This window comes from Henriciella litoralis (genome assembly GCF_002088935.1).
Taxonomy (GTDB): domain Bacteria; phylum Pseudomonadota; class Alphaproteobacteria; order Caulobacterales; family Hyphomonadaceae; genus Henriciella; species Henriciella litoralis.
The window spans coordinates 1283496-1309184 of the sequence record NZ_NCSS01000006.1 but is presented as its reverse complement, the minus strand read 5'-3'; the positions used below and the strand labels follow the sequence as shown (position 1 = coordinate 1309184).

Here is a 25689-nt window from a genome sequence, read left to right as displayed (position 1 = left end):
ATGAAGAGGGAACAAAAACTCTTCATTTAGGATGAACTCAGCTTTCCGATCACATTCGAGAAGCTAGGTGATCCGCTTTTCTCTACTCACCAGAACGGTGAGGTGGGCACAAGCTAAGATGATTTATCTTTCCAAACGCAGAGCATACAGATCAGAAAGACAAAAATCAGAGTGATGATGTAGCTACCGAGGTCACCGGATGTGCCTGGCAGGATTTCTAATCTGGTGCCACCAGCAACTACGATTCCGCCAAAAGTGGCGTACCCCAATCCGGCCAATAGAGTGAGGCGAAACATTGATCGGTAAAAGAACTTGGGATTATTCATCAATAGAAATATGCTGGCCATCGCTCCAAAGATAGCTCCGATAAGCGCTGACACGCCAAACGAAAAACCAAATTGAGTTTTTAGTATCACAGCTAGAATTAACCAGCAGCCAGCTCCGACCAAGACCGACATGGTCACCCAATCGGTGGACAACTTGCCTTTTGGCTCAACATTATCTGCTAGGCGCGCATGAAGCATCTCACCTGTAAGGTCGCCTAGTCTGCGTTCCATCTCTGAATCGCCATCGACCAAAGATGCGAATTGTTTGCATTCGACACGAAGGACTTCCAAGTCCGTGGCCGCGCGCACAGTGGCCGTACGGGGCTTGAATGGCTTATGAGCTGCTAATTCTCCGACGGTATCTGGGGCCGCTTTTTCGTCTCGAACTGATCCATTAATCAGTACATCTACTTTTCCAGAAATCAGAAAGTAGACGTGATTGTCGGCGCAGCCTTGGGTGATAATTTCGCTACCTTTGCGAAAGTGCTGGAAGGCCCCTTCATCAAACAAGTTTTCGACGAGATCAGAGTCACCAGACACCAATCGATTGCTCGCTAATACACGCCTAATCCGGCTCTCGTGCTGGATTTTGTCGAGCTCTGTAGGGTTCTCAGCTTTTGACTTCATGCTGATCATTTTCAAGAGCTTCGTCGGTTCAAGCACGCCGTCACCTCATCAATGTTCTTTAGTTTGAGACTGTAACTGCTCAGATTAGTTATCGCCCTTCCTGATCTTGGGCGAGGATTGAAACCGTAGTTTCGTAAATAGTAAAAGAGCATCGCTTGACGAACTTCCAAGCATAGTTCGCCATCAATCATATTGTACTCATATTCGAGGCGGTTCCGCTGACGTTCCTCGAGCTCTTCGTCTACTGTTAGGATGACCGGAACAAAGGTATTCCACGCTTCATCTTTAGGCGCGTTGGCCGGGTGATGATTAAGTGTACGTATGGTTTCCACTCGGGAAAGCACAAAATCTGAGTAGCGTTCTTTGTCGATATCGAATGCACGCATGTGCCATCGATGGCCGTCAGTCGCCATTGCGTGTGGCTGCAGATGGCGCTCTGCTTCTGCCCCCGAACTTAGCGATACATAACGGGCGGCTATAGGCCTTCTGCTTTGAATCGAGTCCAAGACTGATCGCAGTATTTCCCGTTTGATTGGTCGTGATGATATTCTAACCGCGTCCGCAGTGGGCACTATATCAATCCAAACTTCATCGCGTTCCCGGTAGCCCAAGATCAACATTTCGAGCTGAAGTAAATATTCCGAAGCGTCGCCTTCGATAAATTGGGGACAAAATCTTGGAGATGGTACGTACGTCTTCAGCCGAGTGTCGTAGATCATGTTGCCTGGGCAAGTATCCGCGTATCCGCTTAGGTCTTTGGTCGCCTGCTGAGGAGAAATCTCGAACTGCTCCTGTAGCCGCCTTCGGCCGATGCTTCGTTCCCACAACAAATTGAATTCAATGAACATAAAGCGGCGCCGAACGGCTGCTTTTGGATCTTTGTTGGTCACAACCTGGATACCCCACAAATATTGGCTTCAGAAGCGATTCGAAGCTATTGACATAAAATAGCATGATCCTATTTAATAGCAATATACACGGAAGTTGGGGCTGATGGCAGATTGCCACAGCAGAATGCGAAGAGGTGATCGGCTATGTCCTGGAACGAACAAGCGGCGCGCGCGCGTATACGGGCGCTAATAGATGATGCTCCGACTGTCGAAGTTCGGCGGTTCGCTGACGAATATTTTCCTCAGTATCAACGCCGCAGGCAGAAACTCGTAGAAGATGGCGGCAGAACTACTCAACCGCTGTTTGACCTGCCAAAAGGTACGGCGGTCACGGTCGACACAGTTCAGGTTTACATCAAGATCACAAACTATGATGAGTACCGACTGTCAGAAGGACGCGAAACTGAAGCCAGTCATGAACGAGCTCTACGGTTCCTTCACCTTTACTACAGCGCCTGTGATCGTGTGACTGAGCGGTCGCCCGCTCAACGCATAGATTTCCACGGATCGAGGATGCACGCGGTTGTCCTTGATCGGTCCGGCACGGGCGTCACTCGGGAAACACTCGACGAGGCATTCGACTTCATTCGAGACTTTCGGGCTGTAGCTGATGAAGCGAACAAGGCACTTGCGAATAGTAACCTGACAGCGCGTTTTAGAATTGGCGTCGATATTGGGCGCTGCGTCGCAATCAACAATGGCACGGCGCTTGAACAGGAGCCGCTCTTTCTGGGAAGTGCCGCAAACCATGCCGCAAAGCTTGCCGATGGCGACCAGCCTGGAATTTACCTGTCAGACCGGGTGCGCGCTATGCTGAGCCTCACTCCAATGGGTGAATTGGTATTTTCCGACCAACTCAATGAAGATTATTTCCAGGAAGTTTCACGCAGTAGGCTCTCCACGGATGAAGGTCTACCTCGTTCTATTCTTACGGAATGGCAGGATGAAGTCCGCAAAAGCGAAGCGATGGATTTCACTGACCCAAGGTTTGCGTTCCACCACAAAGAACCGCCGCTGAGTGACATCAAGTTTGAAGATTTGTCGCCAAGCAACTCCATTCGAATGGCGCTACTTTCGACTTATGCAGATATTTCAGGCTACACGGCTTACATCGACAGCTGCATAGCAGCTGGAGAGATTGCTGACGCAGTGAAAGCCCTGTTTGTCATTCGAGCAGAGCTGCAAAACGTGTTCGAGCACGATTTCGGAGGCCGGAAAGTCAGGTTCATTGGTGATTGCATTCACGGCGTACTAGCTGAGGGGACGAAGCTAGATACTGACATGCGCGCTACCGTCGAGAGTGGGGCAAAATGTGCGGGTGGGCTGCACTCATCATTTTCGCTCTGTCAGCAAGAGTTGAAATGCGTCGATCAGCTTGGACTCAATATCGGAATGGAAGTTGGCCAAACACCTGTTACTCGTATTGGAATTCGAGGCATCCGCTCAGTAAGAATTGCATCCAGTGTTGCGACAACTTTGTCCGAACAGATGCAATCCGATTGCGAGGAAAGGAACCAAAGCAAATTTGGGCCAACTGCCATGCGACACCTTCCCGCGAAGTTGCGTGATCTGTTTGGAGATGATGGCGTTGCATCCGATATTTCTTTTTCTGAAGTTGCTACGGCACTTTCTGACTTTAGTGCAGAACCTGCGGCACCAGCATATCTTCGGTCACACACGCCGGCCAGGACAGAGCCGCCGCGAGCCCACTGCACTCACAGATGAATAGCCTTGAATACCTTGCTGCAAACAATCCAGCATGGAGTTACATATCGACCGTCGATCCCGAGGCTATCCAAACGAAATGTCAGCCATGCGGCATTGATGGTGCTCCAACACGTGAATATGCTCTGAAAATAGAACTTGTTGCCGCCAAACGCATTCAAGTTCGCGAAGATCCCCAACATGCCTTGTTGCCTGCTTGTTGTGTAGAAAGGCATATAAATCCGAATTCGTCGTTTTGCCTTTTTCTGAATTCAACGGCTCAAATTTACGATCATGACCAAGCCAATGAATGGTGGGGCGCACTTAGATGGTTCCTCGCGCGGCAGGATTACGCTTCAAAGCGCCGCCTTTGGCCTGTTGATGGAGGACTCTGCCACGGGGACGCCGCTGAGGTACAGTTGGCTATGGAGTCTCTCACCCTGCCTGACGGCTGGCTTGAGGAAATTCGCTATTCGATTTTCCGACATTCCGGCTGGCTGGCTGGAACTCTCCCGCGGTTGACGAAAGACAAGTCCCGGGTTGTGAATGTGCGCGAACCTTGCCCACGAGGATGCAAGAGAAAGCACCACCCACTTCAAAAAAAGTCGTGTGATGTTCAACTTTGTATTGATGGTTGCCACAGGCAGCACAAGAATATCCTGCGTGCGGAATGTCCAAACCGATCAATAATTGAGCGGTTGGTCATATTGGAGCATGAACGAAGGAGGCGGGAGAAGAAGTTCATTCAAGATCTGATCGCAACCGGCGTGAAGTGCTGCAACACCATGAAGTATTGTCCTCTGCGCGACAGTTTCTCGAACGGCTGACCAGTACTCCGCCCATTTTGGTCGAGTGCTGCTGCCGCATTAGCGAGTAACTGATCGATAGTTCGTAAGATTCCAACCTATGCGGTGTTCAGACCGTAGAAGCGATACGTGATGACCGTAGAACTTCATATGCCCCCCCGATACGGGCACCAAGGTGAAGTGATCATCTGAAACAATTATTGCAAAGCGCCCCTGAGCGAGGTCGAGGTTGCGCGCGTACCTCCCTTGGACACTTTCGCCAATCTTGATATCGTCGTACGGTAATTTTAATCGCTTAACTTCGCTCGCTACCGCAGTTTGAAATTCTTCTCTCCTGAGACGCTCAGCGTCTTCGCGTGCCAGCTGTCCATTTTGATCCAGCGCATACCCTTTGCTCTGCAACCAAGCCCTCCGGATCTTGAGCGATTTCCGGAGTTCGTCCGCAAACGGTCCCGCTGAGCCCTCCAGCAGCTCGGTGTCCATCCGATCAAGCCATGTTTCGGCATGCCGCTCGGGCAGCTTTTCAAGAGGTAGCCAGGAGCGAACATTGATTGCGAGGGTCTGACTCCTCGCTTCAACTTGAAGGGCGCGCTCCTCGAATTTGCCTGGGATAGACCACGTCCCATCCGTATTCCTGTCGACAACACCGAGCCTTCTCAGCGCTTCCAACCGTCGTTTGTGGGCAAGCCGGAACGCCGGTGAACTAGTCGGGTCCACTGCTGAGTGCAAGTCGTCCGAATACACGCCGCCGTTTCGCTCGGCGATCGCAGCAATCGTCCGATCCGCAGGCTTCGGTTCAACGGCTTTGCGCGCCACAGACAAAAAGCCGCCCGCCTTCGGCAATTGACCCGCTTCCTGTTCGGTCATCTCTACTGACCAAACCCGACCATCGAGGCCTTCGATCAGTGCCGTTGTTCCATTCCGCAATTCGTCACCCGGCAAGGTGGCGGCCAGCCGTCCCAGGATTTCGCCAGCGGAGCTCAAATCACGGGGCAGGGCATGGAGACGCGACGCATCGATTTTCCGGCCCTCAAGATTGGCAAGCGACCGAACCATGTCTCCGCGCCTGCCGAGGGCCCGCAGCGTATCCTGCCAACCGTCTTGCATAGCCCAGCTGCCCTTCTCGTGTCGTGCCGCAAGGTCGAGCGTTTTCAGAAACCGCAGACGCCGCTTAACGACCGCACCATCGAACCTCGATAATCCGCCGCGTTCACTCTCTGGTGTGTAACGACCATCGGTCAGCGACCGCGCAATGTCATGATCGATCGCCGTAAGCGCCTCACGTTCGGCATCGTTCGACCTCGCCGCAGCCATTTCCCGCAGCCGCCGCTGGCCAAGCTCGAGCGTTACGAGCTCCTGCGCCCGCGCCCGAAATCCGTGCGTGATGTACTTGCGGTCCATCAGCAGCTCTCCATTTCGCGCATTGCCGCCGCGGATCACGATATGAACATGCGGCTGCGCTGTGTCGTGATGGTTGGCAGCCACCCAGTCGAGCCGGCGGCCGAGATCCTTCTCGACCTGGCTCATGAACTCCCGCGTGAACCGCGTCAGATCCTTCATCCGCTCGGCATCCTCCGGAGAGACGATCAGCCTGAACTGCCGCCTGTCTTCAGAAGCGCGTTCGTTAAACGATTTAGCATCGGCCTCATCGACGCTCCGGTCATAGAGCTTTCCGCGCTCGCCCTCGCGCCCGGCACCTTCGCGGCGGATGTAGGCGACGTGCTTTGTAAAACTCGCCGCGCCGGTCGGGCCTGCCCGCGCAATATGGACTTTCACAATGACGCGCCGGGCCCGCTGGTTTGACCAATGGCCAGCAAGGGCGGCCTGTACTTTTCCACGCCCTGCATGACGCACAGCGCCCGGTGCCAGGGATTTGCGGCCACGGCTGCCAAGCCGCCCCTTCGCGACGACACGTTTCAGCCGCTTCAGCTGGGTCTTTACCTTGCCCTGCGACCTGATCTTCCCGAGTCGAGGAACGAAGTCGAAATCGTCGCTCATGGCTCCTAGCGCGCAGCGGATTGCAAATCCGTGCACCCGTCTTCCGGCGCCGGGTCACACAAAAAAGGATGTGCAGACAATGGGTTAAGTGTCGCCGGGTGACACTCCCTTAATCTTGCCCTCCGGGACACAGAATCCATTCCCGTCCCGCTATCTATCGCTTTGACGGTCGCCTGAACCTCAGCCGACCGGTCGCCATAAGTCCATATGGACCTGGCGACGCCAATGATGCGCGCGCCGTCCTGAACGCCGAAGTATCGTCCATCGACTGACAGGGGATGAGAGTTGAGCAGGAAAACTTCGCCGGCTTTGAGGGTCTGACAGCCCTGCCAGGCGGGAAGGGCGCTGCCGGACTCGGTTACTTTGAGCGCATCAACAGATGTGACCCCGTTGATGGAGACCTGCGTATCGCATCTGCAAATCTCGTCACCGGACAGGCCCGCAACATGCTTCAACAAGGGCCAGTCGGCGCCAACAATTCCCTCATCGTTCAGCCAATGTCGAACCTCATCCGAGGGCGCAAACGCTACCAGATCGCCTGTCGAAATTCGCGCCGACCGGTCAACAAAGTAAAGACCCTTGGGCACGCTTTCCGTCCGGTTCCAGATGAAGTCGGACCGGTTGATAATGCTGGCGGAGACCATGAGGCCTAGCCCGTATCCCATGCCTAACAACGCGGTTCTACGACTCATCGCGAAGGCCTGTCCCCATGAACCTACGTCCATTAGTGTAAGCGATGATGTCCTTGCCGCGATACCAGACCTTGGCGCCGATCTTGTGATAAACCGGGCCTGTTCCCAGCGAACGCATATTGACCAGGGTCTTCGGTTTGAGGCCGAGATGGTCAGCGGTTTCATCCGTGTTCATCCATTCGGTCGGGGTTGGGAGGTTTGATTTGGGTCGAAGCTCCTCTCCACTTCTATTTGTCTCTGTCATAGCGTTGCTTCTCCTTTCTTCTACGCAACTCGAAGCCCTGACAGACTGCCAACTCATCCTCAGATTAAGAGTGTCGAACTTGCACCACACGCTCGCGACACCCTTGAATTCCCAGAGAAACCTCACGTTAGAATGCAGTGCTGATAGGCGTATCAGCACCTTCGTCTCAGACCCTTTCGGCATGAAAGAAGACCGCTCCGGAGATGTCTCCGGAGCGGCTTGGCAAGGCTGTGATCTACCCTAGTCGCGCGCGTTCCAGAGGATGACGTGCCGGCCTTTCTTGCCCTTGACCGGGGCAAGGTTCGCGAAGATCCGGCGCGGTCCGATCTGCGGGTCTGCCAGCGTCAGCGAGACATAATCGCGTCCCGATGCCTTCGACTTGCGCATCCAGCCGCCGCCGATTTCGGTCGAGGTTTCACCGGCATAGATGCGGTAGTCCGGATGTCCTTCTTCGGTCTTTTCCGCATTCTTCTCGATGCGGATTGCGGCAGAGAGGTTCATCATTGCGAGGGTGCCTTCAAAGCCGGACTTGGTCTCGCTGACATATCCGAGTGCGTTTGCCATGGGGGTCTCCTTTTCTTTCCTTGGCTACGTCTCCGGGAACCCCTTGTCCCCGTCGACGCCGGACCGCCCGGACGGGGGCTGAGCGGCCAGAACCCGTCAGGGGCGAAGCGCATGCGGAGCACCGACTGAGGCGATGAAATTTGCTGCGCGAGGAGCCGCAAAGCGGCGGGGAAATTTCTTCGCCGCAGGCGGTTTCATGGCCGCTCAGTCCGCGTCCAGGTCATAAAGGCAAAGACGGGAGCAAGGGGTCCGTGACATGCTTTGCGCGAAGAAATCAGACCCCTCATCACACGCGTCTCGATTGTCCATCGAGACCTCAAGACTCGCGATTTTTTGTGAAGGCATTTTCATGGGTCGCCCAGGTATCGGAGCCACAATCCCCAGCCCCAGAAAGCAGAAAGCCGCCCGGTGACAGGCACCGGACGGCTCCTCAAGCTGGCTGAACAGGAGACGAATGTTCAGGCAGCGTCCTGTTGCGTTTGAAGCGTCTCGTCGGGCGTGGCTTCTGCCTCCGCTTTGAACAGACCTGCGACCCGTGTCCACGCATCGGCAGGCGGTGACCCGGCCCCCTCGACATGGCGTGTCGGTGGCACCTGCATCCAGCCCGGCCGCCAGTCAGGATTGGCGTCGCAACCCTCCCCGCTGATCCGGTTCGCAAGCACCTGCTTCTGCGCCTTGCCCGTCTCGGCGCGGCACGATTCCGAGAGCGACAGGGTCGCAATACCCGCAATCATTGCATTGATGGCGCGCTTGTCCTTGGTCAGATCGAAGAAGGCCTCGTCTGGTTTCCAAGCCGCCGAAAGGTCGGTGCCGCAGACATGAAGGACTGCTTCGACAATGCCATTCCCGGCCTCAATCGTGCGGGCCATAACACTCGCCAGCACCTGCAAAACTTCCTCATCCGACATGGCTAGAAGGGCGGAAAAAAGCTCGCACAGGCGGTAGTCGTCGCCGTTCCGGCGAAGGGCCGGATTGACGTTCAGCGCCTTGAAAAGGGCGTCGGTCTGAGTTGTGGCCTCGGCGAGTGCAGCCACAGATGCCGAGCCTTCGACGCTCGCTTGCGTCTCATCTTTCCGGACGCGAAGCTCGTGAGGACGCACGTCCCAGAGCGCGCTCCCCGCCATCGCATGCGCGACCATCAAGCGGAGAGCAATCGCGGGTGATGTGGCCAAACTCGCCTGAGCAGCAGCGTGGCGATGAAGCAGGATGTATTCCGCAAGCGGGCCGGACATTTCTGGCCGAACGGCTGCCGGAACGGCGTCGCTTTCACCTTTCGCGGACTGCTGCCGCTTGCGAGCCTCGGCAGAGGTCAGTTGTCCCTCATGGAACTGAACCGTCCCGTCATGGCGGATTTCTATGAAGACCTTGCCGCCGTCTTCCTTGGCGCACTGGACATGGTCCCATCGGTGGAAGTAAGTGCCGCGCTCAAGGCAGATGACATCGCTCCAGCCGTCTTCCTTGTAGGCCTCGACCCGCTCGGCAATCGTGGCGGATTGTGCCTGCCAGAACTGATCCGCATCCGCAAAGACGCCATGCTCGCCAAAGAGGTCGGCAGTGACCTGTCCTTCATAGGCATCAAGATCGAACAAGGCCTTGTCGGTGGTGATCGTGGTCCCGCCCGTGATCCAAGCCTTGCACGACCGCCCCATCGGGGCGCGTTCGGTTTCGCTCTGGAAGAGGCGAAGCCATTCGGCCTGCTGTTCTGGCGTCGCAAGCGTAAGCGCGCGGATCGTTTCGCGGTCCAGTTCGTCTTCGGCGTAGAGTTTCCGTATCGGTTCGTCGAGCGAAGCAAGCGCGAGCACACGGCGCACCAGAAGCTCAGTCACTCCGAAGAAGCTGGCTATATCCTCCAGCGCCTTGCCTTCATCGTTGAGGCGCTTGAACGCCTCATATTGCTCCATTTCTGTCGCAGGCAGGCGTCCGACATTTTCGATGACAGATGCCGCAATCGCGGAGGCCGCATCCTTTTCAGTCATGATCGCGCATGGAACGAACGGCACCTCGCCTGTCTCCTTCGCGATTTCTTTGAGCGCAAAAAAACGGCGGCGTCCGGCGATGACGCCATAATATTTGCCTTCGCGGCGAACGAGCAAAGTCTGACGCAATCCGCTCTCCCGGATGGACGGCAGAATGTCGGATACGTCCGGCTTCTTGCGCCCATGCCGCATATTGAGTTTGGAAATCCGAAGCTCGTCGAGCGGGATGTGTTTGAGGTCGGGCTGTGCCATGGAGGTCTCCTTTTCTGGCGGGTAAAGCGAGAGACCCAGCGCCCACGCGGGGCCTCTCCAGTTGATCTTGGTGAAGGGAAAGCCGTCCGCGTCCCGGCTTGGTTGGGGGTCGGTCTCGCCCCAGTCATAATCGCGGATCGTGATCAGCGGCGCGCGGCCCTCGACCCAGATTTCGGCGACCTGGGCCTCGGCAATGACAAGCGTCATGCGGGGCCGTGGGCCGAGCAATTCAGTGAGGGTGCGGGCCGCGCTCATGTCGCGGCCCAGCCTGTCACGGTCGCCGCAAGCCGCGAGGCTGCGGCACGCCCTGCGTCCAGCGCCTCCGGCAGCAGCTCGTTCGCAACCGTGGTGAGATAGCTGTTATCCGTGCCGGGATAGTTGCATTCGACGCCCCAGAGGCTGGCGGCATGACGGTCCAGTTCAATGCCGTCGCGCTCGACCGAAAGCACGATCCCGCAATAGAACCACTCGCTCTTGCGCCATGCTTCCATGACGGCTTCCGCCTTGGCCTGCGCCTCGGCGAAGCGCTGGCGGAAGCTGTTGCCCGGCCCGATGAAGCCGGGCGCATCCTTGTAGAGCGACGGCCAGAACCCATCCTGCCGCTGGTCCGGCGCATCGAGGCAGTCATCGGCAACAATCCGGGCCGTGACAATGAAGCCCTTTGCCTCGCAACTGATCGCATCGCCTTCGCAGGCGTAGGCATCGAAGTGCTCGGTAAAGCTCATGACGCCCTCCGAAGCTCGAATCCCATTCGGTCGCAGAGTGCGCGCAGCTCGCGCGCCTCTGCCTCGTCGAACTCGTCACCGGACTGGTGATAGATCGTGCCCTGCGCGAACCCTTGCGGGGTCTTCACGACATGCGCCCAGCGATAGGGGCCAAGGCCATCTTCGCGCGGTCTTGCCTGAAATCTCGCCATGGCGCTCATCGCGTCCAGAAGACGTGAACGTCTTCGAACCCTGTCTCGAACACCATGATGTCGCCACCCAGCTCCATGTCGCGGGCGAGCGCCGACCAGTCGATATAGTATTCGAGGGCTGCGGGAATTTCGGTGCCGGTGTCGCGGTGCAGGTCCTCGGCGAAGTCTGCCCGGCTCGCATAGGTGCCTGCATAATCGTCGAAGGACGCTTCGGCCTGCTCAAGGTCGTCGCCAAAATGGCGATGGACCAGTGCGCCGAGCCTGCCATGTTCGGCAATGAAGTCGGCCAGATTGCAGACCGTCTCGAAGCTCGCATATTCCGACAGGTGCGCGCCTTCGAAGCCTTCATAGTCATGGATTGCCCATTCTTCGGCATCGGGCAGCGGCGACGCCGCCAACATAGCGCAGACCTCGGCCATCACCTCATCAGGCGTCGTCGCGTCGATCCAGCGCCCGTGCAGGCAGCCATTATTGTAGGCGGCAAGACAGGCCACATAGATACGGGGGCGGGTTTCAGGTGTGGGTGCAGCGTCTGCCGCAAGGGGGGCTGAAGGTTGCGGTGTGGTCATGGCGTCAGTCTCGTCTCCCCGCCCAAATGTCCCTCCCGCATCAGGCGGGGGTGGGCGGCGAGAAGGCCGGCAGGCCGGACCCATTAGCCGGTTGGGCAAGGCGGAAAGGTAGGACGCTGCGACCGCTTCCAGACACCTTCAGTCCCGGCGCCTTGCGCAAGCGGCGGGTCCGGGCAGACCGGTCGTTCGCCCACCTCCGTCTGAGAGGGAGATTGTCATGGACGCCAGGAAGACCGATGCGGACCAGGCTGCAATGCGCTTCAGCTTTCACCGTCAGACGATCATCGAAAACGTCATAGGTCCGCTTTCAAAGGCCACGCAGCCTGTGACCCCTCTGCATTGCAGTGGGAAGCGCAGGCTGGCGCGATCACCGGCGAGACACCCGCATGCCGCTGGGCTGCCCGGAAGGGCAGGCCAGAGGTCCGGAGACGAGCCGGGCCGCTGGCGGCGTGCCGCCCGCGAAACAGCCCCCTCGCGTCAGCGAGGGGTGATCGCCGGATCAAGGTCTGATGCCAAATTGGATCTGCTCAGGTCTGTGCAGTCAGGAGGTCCCTGTATCCGCCATCCCGGAGTTCACGTCCTCGCACGAGGGCGCGGCGCATTTCGTCTTTCATGGCCCGGCTGGGGCTCTGCCAGGCTTCGGTGGCGCGATCCTCGCCATAGATGATGGCAGCGGTTTCAAAATAAGTTAGACCGGTCTCATACGCATCGAGCGCAATGAGCGCATTGCGAAACGCAAGCGATGAGCGTGTCCAGGTGTCGTTGAAACTCGAATCGTCCTTGCCAAGAATACGCTGAGCCTTGCCGATGACTTTAAGTGTTTCGTCCATGCTCGACACATTATCGATGATCAGTTTCATGCGGACGGGTTCGACGCTGAGTAGTGACAGACCAGAACAAGCGACCTGGATGCTGTGGCCGTGCCCACGGATCATCAGGTATTCCCGGCCGACGCGATCTGTGAGGTGAGTGACTTCACACACATTGATCGTCTGATCGAAAATATCGTCGCGCTCGCTCGGATGACGCGGTACGACCTGCATGGTCAGGGCGCGAGCATAGAGGGCAGGGATCCAGAAGACGTCGGCCTCATAGCCATTCGCGTCTATGTCGGGAAAGAAAACCAAGCCGAATTTCTCAGCGTCGATCTGGTCGCATAGCGGCCGGAGCAGCCGGATGCCATGACAGGCTGGCTTTTCAGATATCTGTGAGTCGCCAGCCCGCAGGGCGGCTTGCCTGAATTCGCTATTTCGCCGAAGAAATTCCCAAGCCCAGCGACTTCTGGAGAGTCGGCAAGTATAGGCGTAGTCATCCAGATCAATACGGACCGAGGGTGTGTCGGCGGGACTCATCAGGTGCCTCCTTCACAAGCGGGTGCTGCAAAAGAGGTGCCAAAATTCTACTTCAGGCTAAAAGAAGCGCGTTTTCGACGGGTCCGAGAAGCGTTGCATAACCGCCGTCCCGCAGGTCCCGGCCGCGGGCAAGGGCACGTCTCATCTCGTCTTTCATCGCTCGGCTTGGGCTGTCCCAGGCTTCGCGGGCCCGTTCTTCGCCATATATGAACCCCGCCGTCTCAAAATATGAGAGTTTGGCATCATGACAATCGAGTGCGACCAGTGCATTGCGAAGGGCCAAGGAATGGCGAGTCCATTCCGGGATATCCGCCTCTGCTTGCGGGTCATAGACACGCTGAGCGCGCTGGAGCGTTTTCAGCTTGGCCTGGAATTCGTCGAGACTGTCGATGATGAAGCTGAGCTTGACAGGTTCGCGGGCCAGAAGTGACATGCCCGTGCAGAATACCTGAATGACGCAGCCATTTCCCTTGAGAAGAAATTGTTCGCGGCCGGCGAGGTCGGTGAAGTGCGTTATCCTGCAGATGCCAACAGTGCGATCATAGAATTCACAGGATTCATTAGGACCACTCGGAGAAACTTGCATGTGAACCCGCCTCGGATAGAGACCTCCCGACCAGAACGCGTCGGCTTCAAGGCCGCTATCCTCTGGATCCGGGAAGAAGGCGAGCCCCCATCGCTCAGCAAGCGCCTGAGGGGCTCTAGGGCGCACGAGGGTGATCTGATGGCAGGCGGGAGCGAAACTAAGCTCACTCGCGGAAGGAAGCGACGAGTCCTCAAGAAACCGGCGGTTTCGGCGCAGGAACTCCCAGGCCCATCTGCTGTCTGACAACAACCATGTGTAGTCATAAGCACTTATATGATCTGCCAGCCGGGACATTTGTCCTCGTTTCCCAAGAGATATTCAACTCAACAGGGAAAGCAAATTCAATGCCGGAATAGAAAGTTGATCGAGTAAATATTTGTTACGGTAACGCTTGGGAACCCATCATGCGAGGCCCAGTGACGCTGCGCGCGCACCATTTTGAGAATTTTACGCACTTGTTTCATTCCGGGTTTGGGGCATCATCCTGACTGATGCTTATCAGCATGCGCATCGCGCAGAATATCGATTCCACCATATACCGCAATCGCCGCGACTCCCAATCCGACAAGCAGATCTGGCCAGTTGGACCCAGTCCACAGTACGATTACGCCCGCGAGAATGATCCCCCCATTCGAGATGAAGTCATTGAAACTAAATGTTGTAGCGGCTCGCAGGTTTACATCCTTCTTTTCTATTTTTTTCAAAAGCCAGAGACAGATCAGATTTACAACACCTGCAATCGCGGCCATTGCCAGCATGATGAGACCGAGGGGTTCAGATCCTTCAAAGTATCGACGGATTGCGTCGCCGGCGACGCCGACGGCAAATACAAGAAGCATTCCACCTGACAGTCGAGCGGCGTTGCGTTTCCAGATCTGCGAACGTGTAAGTGCAAGCAGGCTCAAGCCATACACAATCGCGTCCGAGGAATTATCCAGCCCGTTCGCCAGGAGGGCATTGGAGTCGCCGAACCAGCCTGTGACAAAAAAGCCAATGGCTATGAGTATGTTTAGCCATAGTACGATTTGAAGAGTTCGGCGCTCGTCTGACGTCTCGATTTTCAAGTCTTCGCTACCCATCCTATGATTTTACCATGCGTTGTCTGTGAGGGGAGATGCACCGTAAGAATTTTATCGAAGCGTCTCCGTTAGAAAGCTTGGTATTGCGAGCGTATTGAGGATAGCTGGAGTAGCGGTAGGGCCCTGAGGTGGCAAGTGTGCCCTTGGCTCCTGGTGTCTCGTCGAAACCGAACCGGAAATCTGCGCGCCAAACCACCATATTCGCGATGATGAGAGGGGCAAACCCGAGGCCGAATATCGCCCAGCAGGGTACGGGAGCGGTTCCCCTACCTGAAGCCCCAATCGACAGCGCCGCTCCGAAACTCGTGATCGTACCCATCCAGATGATTGGTGCCACAAAACGCGAATAACGCTGCGGGAGCCAAATTCTCTGCGCGGGGAAGGCTGCAGACCAAATAGGAATCACAGCAACTGCGCCACCTGTGGCAATGCCGAGTATCTGGATTGTCGTATCGCCACTCATGTTGCCTCCTGCGCTTGTGTTTTCAGCCGTCAGGGTTATTTCCTGCAGTCTACAGTAACTAGAGGGGCAAGGGGCGCTATCATGGCCTTGATGACGATCGGAAAACTGTCAGGGGCGACGTCCGTAAAAGTCACGACAATCCGCTATTATGAATCCATTGGCCTGCTCGACGAGCCGCAACGCAGCGCAAGCGGACAGCGGTTGTACGCAGGGGACTCTGTAGAGCGTCTCCGTTTTATACGTCATGCAAGGGATCTGGGGTTTCCCGTCTCAGCGGTAAGGGAACTGATTTCGCTGCAGGTAGAGCCAGGCAGGGAGTGCGTCCTGGTTGACCAGATTGCACGTCGCCAGCTTGACGAGGTTCGCCGCAGGCTGACCCAATTGGAGGCGCTCGAGGCCGAGCTCAAGCGCATGATCCGCGCTTGCGAAGGCGGCAAGATCGGATCCTGCTCTGTGCTCGCTGCCCTTGGCCAGCACGAGAATTGCTTGCACGAACAGCATGATGGCGCCGAGGTGCTTGCAGGGCTTCCGTCAAGAGGCGCTTGACCCTCCAGTGACTGGAGGTGCTAAAAAGAGAGTGAGCCTGTTTACCCGATCGTAAAAGAAAGTAGCTAGCCCAGCAATCATGTTTTCGTTCCAAGTCATAACGTGTTTACGAAGGTTGCTCGTCATGGTGATGGCGATAGCTTTTGTTATTGCGCCGATGACGGCTGCGGCGGATATCATGCATCCGGGCAATCAGGCCGCAGAGGAATGTTCTACGAGTGAGCTGGCCCAAGATGCCCCTGATAAGGAGCCATCGCATGAAGGTCATGACCATACCGCGCATCAGTGCGGAAGCTGTCATTTCCATCTGATAGGCGGCGGCGATCTAAGCGGCGCTCCGAAGTCTGTCGTGCAGACAAAACATTTGTTGCCTGGCGGTTCTTTTCTCGAGAACCTCCGCCCAGACGGTCTTTACCGTCCTCCTCGCGCCTAGACCAACGACACAGGAATATTTTGCGTGGCTACGGCCTCGCTGTCGTTGAATCTGGACGAGGAAACCAGCAAAAATGAAAATTCTTATATGCAGCGCGATCACCGCGCTCGCCCTGCCGGTCATGGCCGGTACGGCCAATGCGCAAGGGTGTAGTTCTGTCTATGTCGGCGCGACTGACTATGATCAATCCCGACCACTGACGCTCGACGCGGCTATTGCTCGCGCCGCCAATGCTTCGCCTGAAGTTCTGACGGCGGCTCTCGAGGCGAAAGCTTCATCGGCCGACGCCGATCAGGCGAGCCGTTGGCTTAATCCATCTCTGTCTGTCGAAACCGAGAACTTTGCCGGCAGCGGATCGCTTGAAGGCTTCAATGCCTACGAGACGACCCTGGTAGTGGCGCAGACCTTACAGCTTGGCGATAAACGAAGACTTTCCGAGCGGGCCGCCAGAGCTGAAGCCGCATTGGCGAGTGCCGAATGTTCTGTACGAAGCCTAGAAGCTCAGAAACTCGCAGGGGAACTCTATCTGGAACTTCGTGCCGCTTACGACATGGCCGAGGTCGCTCAGGCCTCAGCCGATCTCGCATCCGAGTTCTCCGGCGTCGTCCAGCGCCGCGTGGACGCTGGAGCGTCGGCTCCGCCTGAGTTGCTGCGCGCGCGGGCTGAAGCAGCAGCGCTTCAGGCGGTTGCGGATGGTGCGCGGGGCCAGGTCGAAGCCAAAGGGCTAGCGCTTGCGTCCGTTTGGGGTAGTCCAGAGATCGACTTTGTCTTGTCTGGCACTGCGGAAATCGTAACAGATCCGGCGGGTGGGTCGGCTCAACCAGATTCTGGCGTTCATCCGTCACTTGCGGCGGCTAAGGCCGGAGCGACGGCTCGTAGCGCGGCGACGGACCGGGCCCGCGCCGGCGCATGGCCTGATATAACCGTATCGGCTGGTGTCCGAAGATTTGAGGACACGGGCGATAGCGCGTTTCTGGCGGGTGTCAGTGTTCCTTTGCCGGTCTTTGACCGCAATCAGGACGCAACGCGGGCGGCGGGATTACGTACCCAGAGTGCCGAGCTATCAGCACAGACTGTTGAGGCAAGGTTGCGGGCCGAGCAAGCGAGCCTCGCCGCGCAGGTGCGGGCTGCGAAGTCTCGCTTGCAGCGTCTCGAGGGCGAAGCGCTGCCGCTCGCAGAAGAAGCCTATACAGCTGCGGCAGAGGGCTACCGGGTTGGCAAGTTCGACCTGACCGCCACGCTCGATGCGCGGCGCAGTCTGATTAAAACCCGCGCCGCCGTAATCGAAGCCCGGCTGGCGCTCCAGACATACACGCTGCGGTTGCGTGCGCTGATTGGCGCCGCGCCGTTCGAAGGAGAGATCCAATGAAACTGAATTTATTCTATGCGGCGCTGCTTTCGCCAGCGCTTTTGTATCTTGGTGCTTGCGGCAGTGACGCCTCCGATTCGTCTGGTGCAAACCGGACGCCCCCACAAGCCGAAGATGGCCATGACGACCACGAAGACGGTAGTGATGAGGAGCATGAAAGCCATGATGAGGCCGATGGCGACGATCATGAGGGACATGAAGAAGGAGGCGGTCATACCGAACACGAAGGTGAAGGCGGCGATCATGTCGAGCTGACCGCCGAGGAGGCGGAAGCTGCCGGTATCCGGACCGGGCGAGCCCAGACCGGAGCGGTTTCGGGCCAGCTGGAACTGCCGGCCGAGATCCGTTTCGATGCGGACCGTGTCGCAAGGGTCTCGCCACAGGTCGAGGGCACCGTTGCCCAACTTTATGCAGGCGAAGGCGATATCGTGAAAGCCGGCGCCACGCTTGCCCGGCTGACCAGTCGTGAACTCGCCGGCCTAAAGGCCGATTATCTGAATGCCCTGAGCGCCGAGCGCCTCGCGCAAGCCGAGCTTGAGCGTGAGGAAAACCTCTGGGAGCAGAAAATCACCGCCGAGGCTGATCTGCAGTCGGCGCGTGCGGCATTCGCTGCAGCTAATGCCGGCCGGGAAGCTGCTGAAAACAGGCTTCATGCGATCGGCATTGGTCATGGCACACTGGACAAGCTTAATGAGGCTGCGGATGGGTCGCTTGCACAAGCCTATGTGACGGCTCCCCTTGCCGGAGAGGTGATTCAGCGGAGCGTTTCTCTTGGAGAAACCGTATCGGCTGGCGGCGCGCCCATCTTTGTCATCATCGATGATAGCGTCGTCTGGGCCGACATCGCCGTCTACAAGGAAGATCTCGGCAAGGTCAGCGAAGGCCAGACTGTGACATTCCAGCAGGAAGATGGCCGCGTCCTGGCCGAAGGGACAATTTCAAATGTCCTGCCTGTCATCAGTGAGGCATCCCGCACCGCGACCGCGCGGGTCATTGTCGACAATGCCGAACACAGGCTGAAGCCCGGTCAGTTCGTAACGGCGCGGATCGACACGGGAGAGGGGCGCCCCGTCGTGCGCGTTCCCTCCGATGCGATTGTCAGTGTTGAAGACAGGATGTCGGTCTTCGTGCCAACGGATGACGGGTTCGAACCGCGCGAGGTCCGCACAGGGGACAGCGCGAGGGGCTATACCGAGATCATTTCCGGGCTCGAGGCCGACGAAGCATTCGTTGCCGAGGGCGCCTTCACCTTGAAAGCGCAGCTTGAAAAAGACGCTTTCGGCGACGGCCACGCACACTAGGAGACCCGCAAAATGATCAATTTGATGCACCGCCTTGCGGGTGGCCGGCTGCTTGCCGCCATTGCCGCACTCGCCCTGTCGATCGGGGGGCTGTTTGCCTTTCGCAGCCTGCCTGTCGACGCTTTTCCCGATCCCTCACCTTCTCTGGTCCAAGTCTTCACCGAAACTGAAGGCCTGTCGCCCGAAGAGGTCGAACGCTATGTCACCTATCCGATCGAGACGGCCATGTCCGGCCTCCCCAAGGTCGACGAGATCCGCTCGACATCCAATTTTGGCCTGTCTGTCATCAATATCTATTTCGAGGACGGCACGGACGTCTATTTTGCCCGCCAGGTCGTCGGTGAGCGCCTCGGCGAGGCCGCCGACGCCATTCCCGACGGTTTCGGCACACCCAAGATGGGGCCGATTTCGACCGGCCTTGGTATCATCATGTACTATCGGCTCGTCGATGAGACCGGCGAGCGGTCGCTGGTTGAGCTGCGCGAGATTGCCGACTGGATGATCAAGTATCCGCTCCAGTCGGTTGAAGGGGTGACGGAGGTTCTGTCACTAGGGGGTTTCGAGAAGCAGTACCAGGTCCGCCTCGATCCCGATCAGCTGACATCCTATGACCTCAGCGTCGGCGAGGTGATTGCCGCCCTGGAGAGCGCCAATCGGACGGCCGGCGCGCAATTCATCGAAATTGGCGCCGAACAGTACACGGTGCGCGGGGTCGGGCTCGCTCGATCTCTCGATGATCTGCGTGAAACGCCGGTCAAGACCGTGGATGGACGAACCGTCCGCGTCAACGACCTCGGTGAAGTCGCCATCGGCGGCGGCGTCCGGCAGGGGCTCGCAACTGCCAATGGCGAAGGGGAGACCGTCGCCGGTCTCGTCCTGAAACTTTATGGCACAAACACGTCTGAGGTGATCGAGAACGCGCAAGCGCGCTTCGACGAGATCAACCAGTCGCTTCCGGATGGCGTCAAAGCCGTTCCGTATTATGATCAGGGCACGCTGGTGAAAAAGGCGGCTGCGACCGTGACGACCGCGCTCTGGCAGGGCGCGCTCCTGGTCGCCGTCATCGTCTTCCTGTTCCTCGGCGGCTGGCGTCCAAGCCTCGTGGTTGTCATGGCCATACCCTTCTCGGTCGGCTTTGCCTTCATCGCGATGAAATTCCTCGGCATCGGGGCCAATCTGATGACGCTGGGCGGGGTGGCGATCGCCATCGGGATGATGGTCGACGGCGCCATCGTCATCGCCGAGAACGTGGATCGCGGCTTGCGCGAACGACGCGAGGGTGAAGATAGCCGCACGACGGTCGCGCGAGCGAGCGCCGAAGTGATCGCGCCGCTGATTGCTGCCGTCCTCGTGGTGATCATTGTCTTCCTGCCGCTCTTTTCGCTACAGGGCACTGAAGGCAAGACGTTTCGGCCGCTCGCCGCTTCTGCCGCGCTCGCCATGACAGGGTCGCTGATCTATGCCGCGCTCATCGCTCCGGCGATGGCGCTCGGCCTCATGCGTCCGCCCAAGAGCAATAGCCAGGAGAGCGACAGCCGGCTTGTTTCGCTGATCAAGCCGCTTGCGGCCTTCTTCGTCCGGCGACGTCTCGCGGCGGTCGGGCTAGCAGGCGTCCTGCTTCTGGTTGGGGGCCTCTCAGCGACACGCCTTGGCTCGGAGTTCACGCCTGCGCTGGAGGAAGGCGATGTCCTGTTGCGTGTGACGATGGCCCCGTCCATCTCGCTAACCGAAGCAAAGGAAACGTCGACCCGCATCGAGACAAGACTGCTTGAAGCCTTCCCCGAGATCAGTTCCATTGTCAGCCGGATCGGCCGTGGGGAAGTCGGCGCGCATGCCGACCCGGTGAACAGCATCGAGGCCTTCGTGGCGCTCAAACCCCGAAGCGAATGGCGCAATGGCATCAGCCCGGATGAACTCCGGGCGTCGATCTCCGAGAATCTCGGCGGCTTTCCAGGCGTCAGGGTTAATGTCGGCCAGCCAATCGCCATGTCGGTTGATGAGCTCCTGACCGGCACAAAGGCGCAGCTGGCGGTCAAGATCTTCGGTCCGGATACGGAGGTCCTGCTCGAAGGCTCGCAGGACTTGCAGTCCATTCTTCAGGAAATTTCTGGGGCGACCGACGTCCAGGCCGATCAGATCACCGGCGCGCCGCAGCTTGTGGTCTCGCTCAACCGTCCTGCGCTCGGCCGGTATGGACTGAGCGTGGAGGAGGCGCTCGATGCCTTGCGTTCCGGCGTCGGCGGGGCAGAGGCTGGTGCCGTTTTTGAGGGAGTGCGCCAGTTTCCCGTCATCGTGCGCTATGCCGAAGAGGACCGCAACACGCCCGCGGCCATCGGACGGATTATTCTGGAATCGTCCAGCGGCGCACGGGTTCCACTCGAAAGCGTGGCAAACATCAGGGAGATTGTCGGTCCACGTCAGATCACGCGCGAGAATGGTGAGCGATTCATCACCGTTCAGCTCAATGTGAGAGGACGCGATATTGGCAGCTATGTCGCTGATGCGCAGCAATCGGTCGCCAGCCAGCTCGACCTGCCGGCTGGTTATCGCGTCGAATGGGGCGGACAGTTCGAACTCCAGCAGGAAGCGAATGCGCGGTTCGCGGTCGTGATCCCGATCACGCTCGGTATCGTATTCCTGATCCTGCTATTGACGTTCGGGCGCATGAAATCGGCCATCCTGATCCTGCTCAACATTCCGCTGGCGCTGACCGGCGGGGCGATGGCGCTCTGGATTGCAGGCCTGCCGATCTCGGTGCCTGCGACGGTCGGCTTTATTGCCCTGTTCGGTATCGCGCTCGGCAATGGCATGGTGCTGGTCAGTTTCATGGATGATTTTGCCAGGGAGGGCCGTGGTCGCGATGAACTTGCCGTCGAGGCGGCAGGCTTGCGGGCACGTCCTGTGCTGATGACCGCCCTTACGACGGCGCTCGGCCTTGCGCCGCTGCTCTTCGCAAGTGGTGTCGGTGCTGAAGTGCAGCGGCCACTGGCCACGGTGGTCATGGGCGGGCTGGTCTCCTCGACCGTGCTAACTTTGCTGGTGCTACCCGCCCTTCACCGCTGGTTCGCACCAAAGCCCGACGCGCACCATTCCTTGTTGGAGGCCGAGCATGTTCATCCATCGTGAACTTCGCTTCGCGGTCATGTCCGTTTCTCTCGCAGCCCTGGCCGGCTGCGAGAGTCTCGACAACGTGATGGGGGCCCTTTCAAGTGAGCAGGCGGCCAAGGTGCAGGAGGAATGCGGCCTGATACCACCAAAGAGCCGCGTAAAAAACGCGGTACACGCGCGGCGACGCGCGTATCTCGAGTGCAAGCGCAAGGTGCTGGAAGAGGAGGCCGATCCTGAGCCACGCACATGATCATGACGATCTTGATCCCGCGAGCGATGATCGTCGGGTCTCCATTGCCATCTGGTCAATAAGACTGTCATACGGATCACTGATCCGCCCGCCGTTGGTGGCTGGACGATCGTTATTCTTGGCGGTGTTGCGCTGGTCATTGCAGAGCTTACAGCCCTCCTGATCTATTCGGTGCAGAATGGGAGCGTGAATATCCGGGCGCTCCTCCTTCACAATCTGTCCGACGCACTCGCATCTGTAGCCGTGGTTGCGGGCGACGCGCTCATCCTCATCTATGACTGAATACTGTTCGATCCGTTCGTGACGATCGGTATCGCGGTAACATTCTCTGCCTGTCGTTCCGCGAAATCGGCGGGCCGATCCACATGTTGTGGCTAGGCAGTCCGCCGGACATTGACATCGGTACCGTCATTGAGGCGATGCGGAGCGGTGATGGTGTCGTGGATGTCCATCATTTGCATCTCCGGCAGATGCAGGAGCCCCTTTTGTCAGCTATCTTCGAACAGTTTGTCGGTGAGTGCGCAATCGGGTGTTTCAGCGCCGGTGCAACCAGCCATGATCTCGCCGAGCCGTCGATCCATCTGCTTCAGATCGGCGATGCGTTTACGGATATCGCCCCGATGTGCTTCTGCCAGCGCCCTGACCTCCGCGCAGCTCGGCCTGCCATCATTGATGCCAAGTAGCGAGCGTACATCTTCCACGGAGAAGCCGAGGCTGCGGGCTCGCAATATGAAACGCAGTCGTACCTGATCTTCATTCGAATACAGCCGGTGGCCACTTGCCGTGCGGGCTGGTTCGGGCAGCAATTCGATCTTTTCATAATAGCGGATCGTTTCAAGATTGCAGCCGAGCCGCCCGGCCAGTTCAGCCCGTTTGAGTGCTGCTCGCGGCGATGTGATGGCCATGATGAAATACCCGCTTGTGTCTGTACCAACTACAGAGCGTAACGTGATCATGATCAATAAAGCAATGGGAACAGCTGGTCATGGCAGGTACGGAAAACAGCCCAGCAAATGAGCGTCGCTCAAGGTGGCTTGTTGCCGGTGGCATGCTGGGGGCATTCCTTGCATCATCCTGCTGCATCGTGCCGCTTGTGCTGATCAGTCTCGGTGTTTCCGGAGCGTGGATTGGCCAGTTGACGGCGCTGGAACCCTACAAGCCCCTTTTTCTTCTGGTCGCGATCGGATTTCTCGCGGCTGGGTTCTGGGATGTCTATTTTCGAAAAACCAGTGTCTGCGAGGATGGTAGCTATTGCGCCCGTTTGCAGTCGTCAGTCGTCAAGCAGGTCGCCCTGTGGAGCGGCGCGCTTGTCGTGCTGGCGGCCTTGACCATCGATGTATGGGCACCGTTATTTTACTAGCCAGGGAGACAAGTATGAAACGCACATGGATGATCGCCGGACTGGCAGGTCTGGCACTCGCGGGGGGGCTCGCAGTCGCCGGCGCGCAGAATGCTCCGGATGCCTCGGTGGAGGTCGAACAGGCGACAGCCCGTTTTACGATCGGAAACATGACCTGCGCGACATGTCCGATTGCTGTCAGGAAAGCGATGATGCGTGTCGAGGGCGTTAAATCTGTCGATATCGATTATGCGGCCAGGACCGCAGAAGTGGTTTACGATACGGCGGCGACAACGCCTGAGCTGATCGCTGCGGCTTCAACCGATGTAGGATACCCGGCAAGCGTTACGGACGGTTGAACACGCAGCATCTGGAATATCCTGATGAGGCACCTGCCAGTCGATGTTCGCATACATCGTCAGATTTTCACACAAGGCTTTCACTTTGATGTCAAAATGGACTGACCGAAAACTGCTGATAACGGGTCTGGCCGGTACCGTCATTGCGACACCTTCTTGTTTTGCATCAATGAGCATGTGCCTCAGCCCCGGCCGGGTACCAAAAATGGACAGGCTGAACCTTGAAGCTGCCTGCGCCGAGTGCACTCGGCGGGGCATCCAGGTGAACACATCGATGCGTACGAGCGATCCCGCGGTCTTCGCCGCAGGCGAATGCGGCGACAGCGGCCTCAACCTGATCCCGGCCACGCCTCCGACATCGGGTCGATGGTGTGATTTTGAATACTTGATCGAGGCCGCGTCGCCATGCCTGGTCACAAGCCAAGGAAGAAATAATGAATCAAACCGTAAAGACAGGCGATTGCTGCTCCGTCAATAAAAACGGCGACGACAGCTATGACCTCATCGTCATAGGTGCTGGCTCGGCCGGGTTTTCGGCTTCGATTAGCGCGGCCGAGGCCGGCAGGCGCGTGGCCATGGTTGGGCATGGTACCATCGGCGGCACCTGCGTCAATGTCGGCTGCGTGCCGTCCAAGGCGATGATACGGGCCGGTGAAGCGGTGCATGCTGGTACAGCGGCGGCACGGTTTCCGGGCATTGAGCCCTGTGCGCAGAGCGTGGACTGGTCGGCGGTCGTCAAGGGCACGGCCGATCTGGTCGACGAGATGCGCCAGAAAAAATACATCGACCTGCTGCCTTCCTATGAGAATGTCACCTATATCGAGGAAGGTGCCGCACGCCTGATCGAAGGCGGGATTGAGGTCGGCGGGCGGATCATCGCTGCACCGAAGGTTCTGATCGCCACCGGCTCGCGCCCTTTCTTGCCGGAAATTGACGGGATCGAGACCGTGGAGGCGCTCGATTCCTGGGACCTTCTCAGCCTGCCCGATCAGCCCGAAAGCATCCTGGTCCTGGGCGGCGGCTATATTGGCTGTGAACTGGCGCAGATGGCGTCGCGGCTGGGCGTCAAGGTTACACTGGTCACGCGTTCGCGCCTTCTGCCCGGCGTGGAACCGGAAGTGGCCAAGGCGTTGACCGACGCATTGAAGGCTGAGGGGGTCGCGGTCGAGACCGGCCTGTCCTACCGATCGGTGAGACGGAGTGACGGCGGCGTCACGCTGACAATCGAACGGGGTGGAAAGCCTGTGACCCTCTCCGCGCAGCGGCTTGTGGCCACCACAGGCCGGGTGGCCAATTCCGAAGACCTCGGCTTGCGCGAGTTCGGCATCGAGACCGATGCGCGTGGATCGATCAAGGTCGGAGCCGACATGGCCACAACGCGGCCTGGCGTCTGGGCAGCGGGTGATGTCACCGATCGCGACCAGTTCGTCTACATGGCCGCTTATGGGGCCAAGGTGGCGGCCAACAATGCGCTCGGGCTTCAGGATTTGCGCTATGACAATGCGGCCATGCCCTGGGTCGTGTTCACCGATCCGCAGGTCGCCGGCGTCGGCCTTTCCGAGGTGCAGGCGAAGGCAGCCGGTCATGACGTCAAGACCAGCGTGCTGACGCTGGACCACGTGGCACGCGCCGCCGCCGCCCGCGATACCCGCGGCGTCATCAAGCTGGTCGCGGATGCGAAGACCGACCGCCTCCTGGGCGGACAGATCGCGGCGCCCGAAGGGTCTGATGCGATTCAGACGCTGGCTATGGCGTTGAAGTTCGGCATGACGAGCAAGGCGCTTGGCGAGACAATTTTTCCATACCTGACAACTGTTGAAGGGTTAAAATTGGCGGCACAGACGTTCGACAAGGACGTGGCGAAGCTTTCATGCTGCGCAGGCTGAAACCAATTTTAACCGCAACGGGGCCTCGCCAGTCCAGCCAGATCAGGTAACGTC

Annotated in this window: 26 protein-coding genes and 1 pseudogene; 13 read left to right on the top strand and 14 right to left on the bottom strand. The window is 58.2% G+C overall.

Features of this window, described 5'->3' with window-relative positions; translation table 11 throughout:
- Positions 1-113: 113 nt before the first annotated feature.
- Both B8783_RS09760 and B8783_RS09755 read right to left on the bottom strand, forming a co-directional pair.
- Complete coding sequence (locus B8783_RS09760; RefSeq protein ID WP_139792321.1) at positions 114-989, bottom strand: cyclic nucleotide-binding domain-containing protein; 876 nt, start codon at positions 987-989, stop codon at positions 114-116.
- Positions 965-1843 carry a WYL domain-containing protein gene (locus tag B8783_RS09755; RefSeq protein WP_139792320.1) on the bottom strand — a complete coding sequence of 293 codons (879 nt, stop codon included), beginning with the start codon at positions 1841-1843 and terminating at the stop codon, positions 965-967. Before B8783_RS09755 ends, B8783_RS09760 begins: the two co-directional genes overlap by 25 nt.
- A gap of 144 nt (positions 1844-1987) precedes the next feature.
- On the opposite strand from B8783_RS09755, the gene B8783_RS09750 reads away from it, so the two are divergent.
- Both B8783_RS09750 and B8783_RS18350 read left to right on the top strand, forming a co-directional pair.
- Positions 1988-3568, top strand: coding sequence for a nucleotidyl cyclase domain-containing protein (locus B8783_RS09750; protein ID WP_084419957.1), 1581 nt, complete (start codon positions 1988-1990; stop codon positions 3566-3568).
- Positions 3565-4374 carry an E2 domain-containing protein gene (locus B8783_RS18350; protein ID WP_139792319.1) on the top strand — a complete coding sequence of 270 codons (810 nt, stop codon included), beginning with the start codon at positions 3565-3567 and terminating at the stop codon, positions 4372-4374. The genes B8783_RS09750 and B8783_RS18350 overlap by 4 nt, the downstream gene beginning before the upstream one ends.
- Positions 4375-4413: 39 nt before the next feature.
- Here B8783_RS18350 and B8783_RS09740 read toward each other — a convergent pair whose 3' ends face one another.
- From B8783_RS09740 to B8783_RS09695, 11 genes are all read right to left on the bottom strand, one after another.
- Positions 4414-6351, bottom strand: a complete 1938-nt coding sequence (locus tag B8783_RS09740; RefSeq protein WP_084419955.1) for a DUF3363 domain-containing protein — start codon at positions 6349-6351, stop codon at positions 4414-4416.
- Positions 6352-6356: 5 nt separating this feature from the next.
- A complete protein-coding gene (locus B8783_RS09735; protein ID WP_169711770.1) occupies positions 6357-7043 on the bottom strand; it encodes a S26 family signal peptidase in 687 nt (228 codons plus the stop codon).
- Positions 7033-7287, bottom strand: a complete 255-nt coding sequence (locus tag B8783_RS18495; RefSeq protein ID WP_013301514.1) for a helix-turn-helix transcriptional regulator — start codon at positions 7285-7287, stop codon at positions 7033-7035. Before B8783_RS18495 ends, B8783_RS09735 begins: the two co-directional genes overlap by 11 nt.
- A 240-nt stretch (positions 7288-7527) precedes the next feature.
- Positions 7528-7851: a DUF736 domain-containing protein gene (locus B8783_RS09730; RefSeq protein ID WP_013301513.1), complete on the bottom strand. Its 324-nt coding sequence runs from the start codon at positions 7849-7851 to the stop codon at positions 7528-7530.
- A gap of 458 nt (positions 7852-8309) precedes the next feature.
- Positions 8310-10334 carry a ParB/RepB/Spo0J family partition protein gene (locus B8783_RS09725; RefSeq protein WP_084419953.1) on the bottom strand — a complete coding sequence of 675 codons (2025 nt, stop codon included), beginning with the start codon at positions 10332-10334 and terminating at the stop codon, positions 8310-8312.
- On the bottom strand, positions 10331-10804 hold the full coding sequence (locus B8783_RS09720) for a hypothetical protein (RefSeq protein WP_084419952.1): 474 nt from the start codon (positions 10802-10804) through the stop codon (positions 10331-10333). The genes B8783_RS09725 and B8783_RS09720 overlap by 4 nt, the downstream gene beginning before the upstream one ends.
- Entirely contained in the window at positions 10801-10995 is a 195-nt protein-coding gene (locus B8783_RS09715; RefSeq protein ID WP_013301510.1) for a hypothetical protein, read from the bottom strand. The genes B8783_RS09720 and B8783_RS09715 overlap by 4 nt, the downstream gene beginning before the upstream one ends.
- 5 nt (positions 10996-11000) lie before the next feature.
- Positions 11001-11564 (bottom strand): antirestriction protein ArdA, encoded by a 564-nt coding sequence (locus B8783_RS09710; RefSeq protein WP_084419951.1) that lies wholly within the window; start codon positions 11562-11564, stop codon positions 11001-11003.
- A 527-nt stretch (positions 11565-12091) separates the two neighbouring features.
- Positions 12092-12916, bottom strand: coding sequence for a DNA -binding domain-containing protein (locus B8783_RS09705; RefSeq protein WP_013301508.1), 825 nt, complete (start codon positions 12914-12916; stop codon positions 12092-12094).
- Between the two features lie 52 nt (positions 12917-12968).
- Positions 12969-13796 (bottom strand): DNA -binding domain-containing protein, encoded by an 828-nt coding sequence (locus tag B8783_RS09700; RefSeq protein WP_084419950.1) that lies wholly within the window; start codon positions 13794-13796, stop codon positions 12969-12971.
- Positions 13797-13981: 185 nt separating this feature from the next.
- Positions 13982-14581, bottom strand: coding sequence for a cation transporter (locus tag B8783_RS09695; protein ID WP_013301506.1), 600 nt, complete (start codon positions 14579-14581; stop codon positions 13982-13984).
- A gap of 544 nt (positions 14582-15125) precedes the next feature.
- On the opposite strand from B8783_RS09695, the gene B8783_RS09685 reads away from it, so the two are divergent.
- The 7 genes and pseudogenes from B8783_RS09685 to B8783_RS18850 all read left to right on the top strand — a co-directional run.
- A complete protein-coding gene (locus B8783_RS09685; RefSeq protein WP_084419948.1) occupies positions 15126-15590 on the top strand; it encodes a MerR family transcriptional regulator in 465 nt (154 codons plus the stop codon).
- 79 nt (positions 15591-15669) lie between these two features.
- Positions 15670-16023: a DUF2946 family protein gene (locus B8783_RS18855; RefSeq protein WP_370223639.1), complete on the top strand. Its 354-nt coding sequence runs from the start codon at positions 15670-15672 to the stop codon at positions 16021-16023.
- Positions 16024-16096: 73 nt separating this feature from the next.
- Positions 16097-17392: a TolC family protein gene (locus B8783_RS09675; protein WP_084419947.1), complete on the top strand. Its 1296-nt coding sequence runs from the start codon at positions 16097-16099 to the stop codon at positions 17390-17392.
- Positions 17389-18693 carry an efflux RND transporter periplasmic adaptor subunit gene (locus tag B8783_RS09670; protein WP_084419946.1) on the top strand — a complete coding sequence of 435 codons (1305 nt, stop codon included), beginning with the start codon at positions 17389-17391 and terminating at the stop codon, positions 18691-18693. The genes B8783_RS09675 and B8783_RS09670 overlap by 4 nt, the downstream gene beginning before the upstream one ends.
- Before the next feature lie 12 nt (positions 18694-18705).
- The gene (locus B8783_RS09665; protein ID WP_084419945.1) at positions 18706-21819 is read left to right on the top strand and encodes an efflux RND transporter permease subunit; all 3114 of its coding nucleotides are present in this window, start codon (positions 18706-18708) and stop codon (positions 21817-21819) included.
- Positions 21803-22051 (top strand): hypothetical protein, encoded by a 249-nt coding sequence (locus B8783_RS09660; protein WP_034813609.1) that lies wholly within the window; start codon positions 21803-21805, stop codon positions 22049-22051. Before B8783_RS09665 ends, B8783_RS09660 begins: the two co-directional genes overlap by 17 nt.
- A gap of 72 nt (positions 22052-22123) precedes the next feature.
- Positions 22124-22530: pseudogene (locus B8783_RS18850) on the top strand (cation transporter); the annotation flags it as partial.
- A gap of 9 nt (positions 22531-22539) precedes the next feature.
- Here B8783_RS18850 and B8783_RS18615 read toward each other — a convergent pair.
- Positions 22540-22956, bottom strand: a complete 417-nt coding sequence (locus B8783_RS18615) for a MerR family transcriptional regulator (protein ID WP_034798637.1) — start codon at positions 22954-22956, stop codon at positions 22540-22542.
- Positions 22957-23036: 80 nt separating this feature from the next.
- Between B8783_RS18615 and B8783_RS09645 the strand changes: the two genes are divergently transcribed.
- The 4 genes from B8783_RS09645 to merA are packed head-to-tail and all read left to right on the top strand — an operon-like array spanning position 23037 to position 25635.
- Positions 23037-23411, top strand: a complete 375-nt coding sequence (locus tag B8783_RS09645) for a mercuric transporter MerT family protein (RefSeq protein ID WP_034813607.1) — start codon at positions 23037-23039, stop codon at positions 23409-23411.
- A 14-nt stretch (positions 23412-23425) separates the two neighbouring features.
- Positions 23426-23749 (top strand): heavy-metal-associated domain-containing protein, encoded by a 324-nt coding sequence (locus B8783_RS09640; RefSeq protein ID WP_034798642.1) that lies wholly within the window; start codon positions 23426-23428, stop codon positions 23747-23749.
- A 43-nt stretch (positions 23750-23792) separates the two neighbouring features.
- Positions 23793-24227 carry an FAD-dependent oxidoreductase gene (locus B8783_RS18610; protein WP_084333201.1) on the top strand — a complete coding sequence of 145 codons (435 nt, stop codon included), beginning with the start codon at positions 23793-23795 and terminating at the stop codon, positions 24225-24227.
- The gene (merA, locus tag B8783_RS09630) at positions 24184-25635 is read left to right on the top strand and encodes a mercury(II) reductase (protein ID WP_084419944.1); all 1452 of its coding nucleotides are present in this window, start codon (positions 24184-24186) and stop codon (positions 25633-25635) included. Before B8783_RS18610 ends, merA begins: the two co-directional genes overlap by 44 nt.
- Positions 25636-25689: the final 54 nt, after the last annotated feature.